We start from the raw sequence: 11,520 nt of genomic DNA on the forward strand, positions 1-11,520 counted from the left end.
CAAAACTGCAGGCCCCCTTCCTTTTCCCTCCCAGTTGAAAGCTCATTTCAACGGCGAAGCCTTCAAGGCCGAAGCAACCTTCGCTACCCGTTCGCCAAGACGTGCCGCCATCCTCAGCTCACGCTCATCCGGCGTTTTGGAGCTGTCCGGACCCGCCAATGTCGAAGCGCCATAAGGAGAGCAGCCAATCGCATCCGCGGTCAAATATTCCGGATTCTCCGTATACGGAAGCCCTACATAAATCATGCCAAAATGCAGAAGAGGTACGATGGAGGTCAGCAGGGTCGCCTCATGCCCCGTATGTATGGAGCCTGTGCTGGTCATCACCCCGCACGGCTTCCCTTCCAAATCCCCCTGTGAGCACAGCTCGCCGGCAAATTCGAGGAACAGCTTGACCTGCGAAGGCATCATTCCATAGTAGGTCGGAAACCCCCAGACAATGCCGTCCGCCCATCTCAAATCATCATTCGTAGCTATTGGAATGCCGCCCTGCTTCTCCTGCGCATCCTCATACTTTCGGAAGCGATCCGCTACATTAAATTTCCCCGCAAGCTTGGGGGCAATGTCCGGCAGCTTGCGGTTGCAGCAGCGCGACCCGATTGGAGGGCGACTCCAGCTCCGGAATCCGAACAACCCGCACCTCGCTGCCCGCCAGCCTTTCCGCTCCGCCCGCCGCCGCCTGGGCCATACTGTACACATGCCCGAACGCGCTATAATAAACAATCAACACCTTGGTCACCGCAGCCAGCCTCCATCCGAATTTACGCAGGTATCATCTAATCGTACGACGGCGTTATTTTTTCGGCAAAAATTCCGTTGTGAACACCTTAGAGACATCCTCTTCGTTCTTTAACACGCCGATTTCCGTCAGCTGTTTAATCAGCGTGCTCCAGCGTTCTTTGGTCATGGTGCCTACACCGTTCGTCGCCGCATCGCCGCCATATACAAGCTCTTTTTGCTTCTCCGCACCGTACTTCATAGCATCCAGCGTCATGTCCGGGTTGCTTTCTTTAATTTTCGGATTAACCTCATCGGAGTGATCCTTATAGTAATCCCAGCCTTTAATCGAGGCTTCGACAAAAGCCTTCACTTGATCCGGGTGCTCCTTGATCATCTTCTCTGTCGTAAACATAACGTTAGCGTACGGGTTGTAACCGGAGTCCGCGTTCAACAGCATTTCCGTATCATACCCCTGCTGCTTCAACGCATAAGGCTCCGCCGTGATGTAGCCTTGCGTAACAGCCGTCGGATCACTGATAAAGTTAACCAGCTGGCCCGTATATTTCATATCTTGCACTGTGTCCAGCTTATATTTCTTCTTGATGAACTCCCAGTAGCCCGCCGCCGACGCGACATAAACCTTCCGGCCGTTCAAATCGGCGAAATCCTTGATCGGCTGGCCTTTGTGATAAATCAGGCCCTGCGGATTTTTTTGGAAGGCGGCGGCAATGGCTACAAGCGGAATCCCCTGCTGGCGGGCAATAATCAAATCATCGCCTTGAATCATGCCGAATTGCGCTTTGCCCGATGCCACTATTTGCGCTGCAGAAACCTGAGGCCCTCCAGGCATGATCGTCATATCGAAACCGGCGTCCTTGTAATAGCCTTTCATCAAAGCCGCATATTGCCCCCCATGCTCAGGCTCTGCAAACCAGTTCGTCACCTGGGTAACGGCAACCGTTTTTTTCTCTTCCGCAGGCTTAGACTGCGCAGTCCCCGTCGCTGCGGTCGTCGCTTGAGGCTGTGCGGAAGCATCCTTAGCCGGGTCCTTCGAGCCACAAGCCGAAAGAGCGGACGCCATCAAAACGGCACAAATGGATAATACAATCGGGCGGCTCACAAGAACATTTTTTAGTGACAAGCCTGGTTTCTTCATCATACAACGACCTCCATCGGTTTTATAATTGTTGTACTGCCTTCCACTCCATTCCGATCCGCATGCTTTTGTCTGATCTTGTACGCTTCAAGCTTCAAACTTCAAGCCTGCTTTTAAAACCGATATCCAGCCCAAACTTCCCCCAGTGTATCCTTCATAAGACTGACGATCCGATCACCAGACCCCTGCCACCCCCTTAGCTTAATTCAGCCGGATTCACAAACCCACAATCACACCCGTAATACTCGACTATATCAAGACCGGGATAATCGAATGAGATTTGACATCGACAAGCCCCTTATCGGTCATCCCCAGCTCAGGTACGGTCGGCAGCGAGATAAAGGATAAAGCCATAAACGGAGAGCGGAGTCTGCAGCCCATCATTTTCACCACTTCGTTCAGATGCTCCAGCTGCTCAATGACTTCCTCAGCCCCCAGATCGCTCATAAGCCCGCCGATCGGAAGTGCCAGCACGCCTTGAACGACTCCTCCGTCGACTGCCGCAAAACCTCCCTGGTGCCGCTCGATCGTCCTTACGGCAAGCTCCATATCCTCATCATTCGATCCCACGACGACGATGTTGTGATGATCGTGGGCAACGCTGCACGCCAGCGCCCCGCTCTTTAAGCCAAAGCCTTTGACAAAGCCGACTCCGACGTCCCCTGTCCGCCCGTACCGTTCAACCACGGCCAGCTTCAAAATATCGCGGTTCGCATCGGCCTTGATCTCCCCGTCGACAGCCTGTAAAGTTTCCACCGATCCGAAATTGACGATCTGGTTCGGATACAGATGAATAACCCGTACCTTGACCGAATCCGAAGCAGCCGCAGATGCCACTTTAAACTGTCCGCCGGAAAAATGGGTGCTGAGCCGAATCGTCCTGCGCAGCTCCTGGGGATAATCCGGCTGAGCTATAGAGGCCAGCATCCGGCCATTTTCCGCTACATGCCGTCCATGGAAGAATACATGAACCGGATCGATTCGCGCCAAATCCTCCGTTACAATCAAATCAGCCCAACGCCCCGGCGCTACCGAACCGATAAGGTGGTCCATCCGAAAATGCTTCGCCGTATTGAGCGTGGCCATCTTGATCGCTTTGATCGGAGGGACCCCCAGAGCTATCGCTTTGTTGACCATGTAGTTGATATGACCCTCGTGATAAATATCGTTGACATGCTTGTCATCGGTGCAAAACATCAGCTCATCCAAAGGCAAGCGGTCCTTCAGCACCCCGCCGAGCAATGCCTCCAAATTTCTCTCGGCACTACCCTCCCGGATCATAACCCGAAGGCCCAGCCGGAGCCGCTGAAGCAGCTCTTCATACTCCAAGCATTCATGATCGTCCTGCAGCCCGGCACAAGCATAGACGTTCAATTCATCCCACTTCAGCCCGGCGGCATGACCGTTTGAAATTTTGCCCATCCGCTGGGCCATCAGCACCTTCTCCAAATAATCCTTGCGTAGAGAAAGCACCTTGGATGGATCCAGTTCCCCCACGCTGACCGAATAAGCCTGCTCAAGGAGTCCTTTCACTTCATCCAACCCCAGCTCGCCTCCCGTCGTCTCCAGCCCCGGAGCCGAAGGTACCCTGGAGGGCACTTGAAGCCACAAATTATAATTCAATCCCTCACGCAAAGCATTCTGCATTAATGCCTCGACACCGGCCGTACCCGCAACATTCCCCATCTCCATTCCATCCACAAGCATGGTTGTCGTACCTAGAGGAACAATGACGGCAGCCAGCGCTTCCGGCGTCAGCAAGGTCGGTTCGATGTGCACATGGGCGTCGATCAGACCCGGCAGCACGTAACGGCCCTGACAGTCGAATTGCTCTGCAGCCGGTAAACAATGCCTTTCCTGGAGGGAAACAATCCGTCCGTTTTTAATGTAGAGGCAGCCCTCGATGATCTCTTCGGTGTGAAGCATAACGAGTTTTGCATGTAACAGCACCAGGTCGGCCGGCTCCAGCCCTTTTGCCGCCTTTAACTCCTCTATCATTTGCTCTACGCTTCTCATCAGATCACCTCGTCAGCTTCCATACGTAAGAACTTATTTACACTATATGTCTACGTTATGTTCGAGTCAATAAATATGACATGTTGTTTGTGCAAGACGATCAAAAGCCGCAGATCCCGTTGTGCAGAATGCACTTGGAAGCCTGCGGCCGCCATATATCTAACATCAACCTAACCATCTCTCTGCCTGCTGCAGAAGCTCCTGCCAGTCATCGGGCGTATCTACGTCAAAAAAACGAGCCGGATCCGCTTCCTCAACAATCCTCCCTTGATAGGCAGGGGACGCCAACAGCTGTCTGGCCCCCTGTTCTCCTTCCAGCTTTAACAAAGCGTCAAACATATCCCTTCCGAACAAAATAGGCGGCTTCGCTTTCCCACGGTCGCCCGAAGCTACAAAAGAGGGGCGCTCCGCTCCCTGACGATAAACGCCGGTCAGCCTTAAAATCATTTCGCTGCTGACCCATGGCTGGTCCGCCAACACAATAACTACGGCTTCCGGATGAAACCGCAATGCCTCCCTCATCCCGCAGCGGATCGAATAAGCCATCCCTCTCGGCGCATCTTCGCAAGGAACTCGTATGACACCGCCCGCCCTTTCTTCGCCTTCAAGATCCGGCCGACCGCTTCCGCCCGGCGGCCAATGAGCTTCATCCGCCAGCCATGCCGGCGGAGCTCCGGCCTGCGTTACCGCGATAATCGGACGATTCCCCGTCCTCATCAGCTGCTCCAGCGCCAGACTCCCGAGCCGCAGTCCGCCTGGTACCGTCGAAAACCGGTCCGGGAGCGTCAGCGAAAGCTTAGACGCCCCCATGCGGCAGCTCTTCCCTGCGCCCAAATAAATCGCTGCTATCACCCGTTGCATCGGCCTCCTTCCTCCAATCCGCTTCCACTCTCCGTCTCGTATAAATCAGCTCGGCGACAATGCTGACCGCAATCTCCTCCGCCCCCTCCGCCCCGATATCCAGCCCGATCGGCGCACGAAGCCATTCGAGCGGACAGCGGCCGTCAAGCAGCTGCCGCGTTCTGAAGCGGGAGCCCAGAATGCCCAAATAAGCCAACGGCTGCGGCCAGATCAAATCAAGAAATTGCTGATCCCTCTGCAGCTGATGGCTCATGATAATGACATAATCCCGCTTATTCAATCGCAGCTTCGGGACGAGCTCCGCCGGAAAGCCTACCATTCGCTCCACCGCCGGATCGAATGCCCCAGACGCGCACATTGCCTGCCGCCAATCGGCAGCCGTCACGCGAAAGCCGGCCTTCAGGGCGCCGTTGGCCACAGGAACCGCATCCGGGACCGGCTCCGAAAATAACAACGCGCCGCTTGGCCTTGTATACATAACTCAGCACCCGGCTCAAACGCCCGGCGTTCTGTTCCTCTTCACGCGGCCACGAAGCGGAGAGGTAAGCGGAGCCGGTCCCTGCAGCATCCACCGGCAGGAGCCGGTAGGCGGCTTCAAGGCCGCTTCCCTCTCCCCGCAGCAGTCTCTCGAACCGGACGTCTTCCCCGCCGTCGAGTCTGCGCTTCAGCTCTGCCAAGCACCGCTTCAATTCACCGGCAACCGGCTCCGCCAATATACGCAGCGTCCCTCCGCAGCCCGCCGCCTCTCCCCAGGCCAAGTCTTCGGCGGAACGCATATCGTAATCCATGATTCGCGGCCCCGTCCCGTCTTCCAACAAAGCTTGCGCATGCTCCATCAAATCCGTTTCCAGGCAGCCGGGGCTCAAATGACCGACGAACCGAGCCGTCCGCCCACAGCGCCATAACAGCCCCCCGCTTCCTGTAAGCATGCCCCTCCACATCGATAATGGTAGCCAGCACGGCTGACTGCGGGCCGGAATAAAGCGCCGAAACAATATCATGCATTTCCATCAGCCTCGCCCTCCCTTGAGGCTGCAATTCGTGCTATTTAGAAGGGTTCGTCTCCGAGCAGCCCATTTGGCGGAATAAAAATACAAGCTTCAACCGAAGCAGGTCATTGACCTTTTTAAAATCCACCTGCAGCATTTCGCTAATTTTCTCCAGACGGTAGGTAGCGGTATTGCGGTGAATAAAGAGCAGCTTTGCCGTTTCATTGACTTGACCGTCATTCTCAATAAAGGTTTCCAGCGTACGCAGCATTTCTTGCGCATATTCCGGATCCTTTTCCAGCAGCGGCCGCAGCACTTGATCACTATATGCTTTCATTCCCGTTTGAGGCACATGCTGAAACAAATAAGCGAATTCGATCGTTTCAAAATTCAGCACGAAAGCGTCCAGCTTGAGCCGGCCCGCCATCCGCTTGGTCTCCAGGCATTCCCGGTAAGCCTCCGCCAGCAGATTCGGCTTGGCTTTCTTCGTGCTGATGAAAAGCTGCGGCCCGGCCGCCGCGCCGCCGGCTGCGACGGACGATAAGCATTTGTTCAAGAAGGCCTCCAGCTTCTGTCCGGTTTGGAACGTATCCGCCGGAAACAAGGAGAAGATCCCTTCTTCGACATAAAAGTGGATGATCGGAAGCTCCTTCAGCACAGGATGGTACTGCAGCTCCTCGCGGATCTCCCTCAGCATCTTCTCCCTTCTCCCCGCATCCACCGATGGAGATACGGTAGACAGCACGCATTGATAAGATCCGTTGAACAGCTGGATACCGAGCCCCTCCGCGTAATCCGTCAACGTTTCGATCGGAATGCTGCTGCGCAAATAGCGGAGTAGCAGCGAGCCGAGATCATTTTGAAGCGAGTGCTCTAAATAATCTTTATAAATAAAACTCATATGATATGAAATAATTTCCGCCGCTTGATGAAATAAACCTTCCTCCACCTTCATAAGGGCCGCATCCGTAGGATAAAACAGCACGTACCCGATGCATTCTTCCTTCTGCATCAGCGGGATTCGGAAATAGCGGCCTTCCTCGGTATAAATCCATTGATAATGCTCTTTCCACGGCCAATTGCGCATCAATTGAACCTCCTCCAACGGCGTGGAGTTGAACACGATGTGCCCTCTGGAGCCGACAACCGCCATCGGGTAGCCTATAATGCCCGCGACCGTGTGGAAAAAGCTGCTGACCTGATCCGGCTTCAACGCAAACTGCATCAGCTTCTTCTGCTTATCCAGTACCGAGTGCAGCACCTTCGTGCTCCGCTGCAGCTCCGCTTGAAACAACCCGTTCATCTGATCGGAGAAAGTAAATTGATACGGCAGCTCAATCAGCGGAAACTGCAGCCGGTTCGCCTCTTCCACGATCGGCTCCGGAATGCGGGTGCTAAAAGCGGCCCAGCTTAATCCCGAGACCCGCGCTTCCCCGTTTATTCAAAGTCCGCAGCAGTTGAATCGCTTCTTCCGGATTGTCCTTCATCAGGTAGGCCGTAGTGAACAGCATCTCCCCGTCCTTGATCCAATCGGTAATGTCAGGGGCATCCATCACATTCACCGATTTTACAATTCGAGACGTGCCTTCCGTGCCTGCAATCAGCTTCCCCTCCGACAACGGATAAATGGACAAAGCTTGTTCAACGGTAATGTGCATGATTCTCATCCTCCCAGGTGAATACGGTCCGTTATATTTTATCTCATTATATGACTATATTCGGGATTTAGACAATACCTTATGTTATATTTATTAACATTAAAGAACTGGATAATGAATAAAATGTGGTTTTTTATAATTTTTCAACTGAAAACATGTACAAAAACTTAACATTAAAAACAGCCATCTCCCATATTATATGGAAAATGGCTGTTCACCGGGTGTCAGACTGCCTGCACTTCAAATCCCCAGAATGCTCGTCTTCAGTTCGCGTAAGATAACGAAAGCCGCCTCGCCCATCGGCTTGACGAAAGCATTCCATACTAAAACGAACGTTACCGTAATACAAAGACTTTCCACTAAAAACCCGCTGAACTTCCCCGTGCTCATCAGCGGCACCTTCCACTTCCAGCGAAACGGCGGCAGCGGCTGAATCCCCTGCTTCGTCAAGACGTCGCAGAGCAGATGCAGCGCATAGGATATGCCTCCGGCCAGCCACAGCGGCATGTCCAGGACGATGGAAACGAAATACAGCAGGCCGGCGTAAATGGCCACCCCGTAAACCGTATGCGTCAGCCCCCTGTGCGGGAGCAGGGCGCAAACCATCAGCAGAGCGCCGATAGCGGCCCACCAGGGCCCCGCCTCAAAAGCAACGGCCGCATAAAGCAGCAGCCCTCCCAGCAAAATCATCAGCAGCTGCCGAAACAGCCTGTGGTTCACAAGGCAAGAAGCTATCAGAAGCCCTCCGGCTCCATAGCTGTATGGCGTATAGAAAGCCGTAAGCTTGGCATAAAGGATAAGACCCAGCCCCCCAAGGGCCAATATAAACTTGACGATGTGAATCAGCCTCTTCGGAAGCGTCCGCTGTAGAAGCAGGCTGTTCGGTTCGTCGATATCCGGCAGCAGCGAGCCGATGACAGCCGCGGCTGCCGCGGGCAGCGTTACCTGCTGTCCCAGCATGTGAAGCAGAGATAACGCAACTCCGGTGCTGACGATTAAATGCGTTCTCCCAGTCATTAAGAACTCCGGTTCTTCCAATCCCGCGGCCCTGCACGACCCGCTTCCTGATCCCTATTGTTATATCATACCATAGGAAGGCTCAAGACGCGAATGTATGTTCTTGAACCGGGAGGCCTATACTTCGCTGGAGTTAACGGGCGCTTCTTAACGGGCGCTTGCCGACTTTTGCTCCCCCAGCATGCTCGCTTGACGCCAGTTGCCCCAAACGTAATAGCACAGCGACGCTGCGATGCCGATAATGAATCCGATCGGGAAGCTCCACCAGATCGCGTCCAAGCCATAATGCGCGCCCAAATAATAGGAGAGCGGAATCCGAATACACCAGAGCGCCAAAAACGTGGTCAGCAGCGGCACCATGACTGCGCCCGTAGCGCGAACGACTCCGGAGACGACGAAGGTGATGCCAAATAGAATAAATGCCCACAGCGTGATCAGATTGATCCGCATCCCGATCTCGATCGCCGCGGCATCCCGGAGGAACAGCCCGAGCGCCTGCCGGTTCCATATATAAATCAGTCCGACCAGCACGCCTGTCATCACGAAGTTGATGGCAATTCCCATCAGGGTCGTTTTATGCACGCGATCCCACTTGCCCGCTCCCACATTCTGCGCAGCCAGCGTGGATACCGCGCCCCCAATTGCCATGGCCGGCATCTGCACATAGCTGGACAGCTGCATAGCCGCCCCGAAAGCCGCTGTCGCCACCGAACCGAAGCTGTTGACCAGGTTAATGACCGCAATGGCGCTTGTCGATACGACGAGCATTTGAAGCCCCATCGGCAGCCCTTTCTTCACAAGCGAGCCGATAATTTGGCCGTCAAACCTTACATAAGGAAGATCGCTGCGCGTGATGCGCAGAAAATGCTTTTTGCGGTACAAAAAAGTGATCAGACAGGCCAGGCTCACAAACTGCGCAATGACCGTAGCGACAGCCGAACCGGCAATACCTAGAGCTGGCACCGGACCCCAGCCGAAAATAAACAGCGGATTCAGCACGATATCCAGCACCGTAGAAACCAGCAGAAAATAAAACGGCGTCCGGGCATCCCCCGCTCCGCGCATAATCATCATCAGAAAATTATACACGTACATAAACGGCAGACCGATAAAAATAATGCGTAAATAAGCGGTTGCAAAAGCCAGAGCGTCCGGCGGCGTATGCATCGCGTTCAAAATGACCGGCGAGAGGGCAAGGCCCGCCGCTGTAATAATAAGGGCCAGCGCCGTAAAAAACAGCGCGCTGGCTCCGACCACCCGTTTGGCCTGCAGCTCATCTTGAGCGCCTACGCTTTGTCCAATAAGGATCGTTGAGGCCATGCCGACCCCGAATACGAGGCTCAACAGAAAAAACATAATATTGTTGGCGTTCGACGTTGCAGCGAATGCGCTTTCACCCAAGTAATTGCCAACCCAGATTGCGTTGATCGTCCCGTTCAGCGACTGCAGGACATTCCCCATCAGCACCGGCAGCGCAAATAAAATAAGCTTTTTACCAATAGGCCCTTCCGTTAACGAGGCATTCATTTCGTAGGCCATGCCAACCCGCTCCTCCCTTGCAGACAGTGAGAAAAAGAAAACGTCTACCGGCGTCCTTTTATGGAAGCCAGACCGTATTTAACGGTCGTTTGGATCGCCGGTAGGACTTGTTCTTTACCCTGCTCTGATGCTTGAGTAAACTTCAGCCTTGCTATGCGGCGAAAAAGGCAGCCCGTAAGCTGCCCGTAAAACCGCCTGAATCCATATGTAAGCCTTTTCCTATTCATTATAAGCCTACCCGGGAGATCCGTAAACGAAACTTTTCCAGGTTTATCCTGCTAAACCTTTTTCTCGAGAATCGAGAACACAATGGTCTGCAAATCATTTTCCACATGAATTTCAACAGAATAGCCGCCGACTTGAACTGTCGTATCCTCTACCGGCCGGCCTAGCGTCACTTCGTTGTAAACCTTCATAAACAGCTCGTCGAATGCCATTGCATCGTATGCGAACAAATAGTTCGTAAACGTTTTGACCGCTTCCTGATTTCTCGCGAGCATCCCTTCCTGCGCTTTGACGGTCACCCCGTAGGTCCGGTATTGCGGCTCCAGCCACAGGGCGGCTTCTTCCCCGTGCGAATCCGCTGACGCTTTGCTTAAATCCTGGCTTTTCGCCTCCGCGTCCTTATACAGCCGCAGCGTCGTTTCTTCCAGGTCGTAATTCGTCCCTCTCCTTTTGGCCGCATCCTGCAGCACATCGTAAGCCAGAAGCATTTTCGTGTCGGGAAAAATAATCTTCTTATACCCGCCGTCCCGGGTTGGAACGATTTTCTCCAATGCAGGCTGGCCGCTCCCCGAAGTCTGAATCCGTTTCTCCTTATGCACGATTCTGTCCAGGATCGCGAGCGACTCGGCACGGGTTACATCCCGCCCTACACCGAAATAACCGTTCGGATACCCTTCCATAATTCCTTTCGTAAAGGCTTCCGCAATAAACTTCTGCTCCCTCGGATTCGCGCTCTGCAAATCACCGATGCCCGAGGCTGCCTTCCGGCTGTATTCCTCGTCTTCCAAATATTCCGTTTCCTTCGCCGTATAGTAAATAATTTCGGCCACCTGCTCCCGTTTCAGCTTCGCTTTGAAATCCGGGAACTGGCTTTTGCTAATAAACTGCAGGTCGCTTGCGATATCGATAAAAGGCTTGGCCCAATACCCGTTCGGATTCGGCTTGAAATTAAACGTGCGGTAATCCTGCGACAAAATACTCTGATTTAACGCGCTCAAAGACTGGACGAACTCGTTCGTCCACTTCCGCTCTCCGTTCGGATACTGCTGCGAGTAAGACGTCAGCAGCATTTTGATGAACTGATCCGCGGTCACTGACTCATCCGGCCGAAAGGTTCCGTCCGGAAATCCATCCAAAATCCCGTCATCGACCAGACGCGTGATCGTATTTTCGGCCCAATGCCCCGAAACGTCTTTAAAATGAGGCTGCTCCGCAGGAATAGCCGATGCGGTACCGGACAACCCTACCCATAGAACCAGGCTGACTGAAATCCATCGTTTGAATTGTTTGACTTGCATGCTTCTAACCCTCTCTTTTGTGAATGTCGATTTTTGTTTGA

General features: G+C 53.6%; 10 protein-coding genes and 1 pseudogene. All 11 read right to left on the reverse strand.

Annotated features, from left to right (window positions below; genetic code table 11):
• Window positions 1–42: 42 nt before the first annotated feature.
• A pseudogene (locus ACHHV8_RS18395) lies at window positions 43–688 on the reverse strand (NAD(P)H-dependent oxidoreductase).
• Window positions 689–793: 105 nt separating this feature from the next.
• Window positions 794–1,876: an ABC transporter substrate-binding protein gene (locus ACHHV8_RS18400; protein ID WP_395163552.1), complete on the reverse strand. Its 1,083-nt coding sequence runs from the start codon at window positions 1,874–1,876 to the stop codon at window positions 794–796.
• A gap of 249 nt (window positions 1,877–2,125) precedes the next feature.
• The gene (gene ade / locus ACHHV8_RS18405) at window positions 2,126–3,892 is read right to left on the reverse strand and encodes an adenine deaminase (protein WP_395160377.1); all 1,767 of its coding nucleotides are present in this window, start codon (window positions 3,890–3,892) and stop codon (window positions 2,126–2,128) included.
• 165 nt (window positions 3,893–4,057) lie between these two features.
• Entirely contained in the window at window positions 4,058–4,753 is a 696-nt protein-coding gene (locus tag ACHHV8_RS18410) for a nucleotidyltransferase family protein (protein WP_395160379.1), read from the reverse strand.
• A complete protein-coding gene (locus tag ACHHV8_RS18415; RefSeq protein WP_395160381.1) occupies window positions 4,689–5,231 on the reverse strand; it encodes an XdhC family protein in 543 nt (180 codons plus the stop codon). Before ACHHV8_RS18415 ends, ACHHV8_RS18410 begins: the two co-directional genes overlap by 65 nt.
• A 212-nt stretch (window positions 5,232–5,443) precedes the next feature.
• Window positions 5,444–5,764 carry an XdhC family protein gene (locus ACHHV8_RS18420; protein WP_395160383.1) on the reverse strand — a complete coding sequence of 107 codons (321 nt, stop codon included), beginning with the start codon at window positions 5,762–5,764 and terminating at the stop codon, window positions 5,444–5,446.
• A gap of 33 nt (window positions 5,765–5,797) precedes the next feature.
• Complete coding sequence (locus ACHHV8_RS18425; protein WP_395160385.1) at window positions 5,798–7,114, reverse strand: PucR family transcriptional regulator; 1,317 nt, start codon at window positions 7,112–7,114, stop codon at window positions 5,798–5,800.
• 22 nt (window positions 7,115–7,136) lie between these two features.
• A complete protein-coding gene (locus tag ACHHV8_RS18430; RefSeq protein ID WP_395160387.1) occupies window positions 7,137–7,400 on the reverse strand; it encodes a PucR family transcriptional regulator ligand-binding domain-containing protein in 264 nt (87 codons plus the stop codon).
• Between the two features lie 240 nt (window positions 7,401–7,640).
• A complete protein-coding gene (locus ACHHV8_RS18435; RefSeq protein WP_395160389.1) occupies window positions 7,641–8,417 on the reverse strand; it encodes a metal-dependent hydrolase in 777 nt (258 codons plus the stop codon).
• A 147-nt stretch (window positions 8,418–8,564) separates the two neighbouring features.
• The gene (locus ACHHV8_RS18440) at window positions 8,565–9,956 is read right to left on the reverse strand and encodes an MATE family efflux transporter (protein WP_395160391.1); all 1,392 of its coding nucleotides are present in this window, start codon (window positions 9,954–9,956) and stop codon (window positions 8,565–8,567) included.
• 278 nt (window positions 9,957–10,234) lie between these two features.
• Window positions 10,235–11,479 (reverse strand): S-layer homology domain-containing protein, encoded by a 1,245-nt coding sequence (locus ACHHV8_RS18445; RefSeq protein WP_395160393.1) that lies wholly within the window; start codon window positions 11,477–11,479, stop codon window positions 10,235–10,237.
• Window positions 11,480–11,520: the final 41 nt, after the last annotated feature.

The sequence above is a fragment of the Paenibacillus sp. TAB_01 genome, assembly GCF_043945595.1.
GTDB lineage: Bacteria > Bacillota > Bacilli > Paenibacillales > NBRC-103111 > Paenibacillus_S.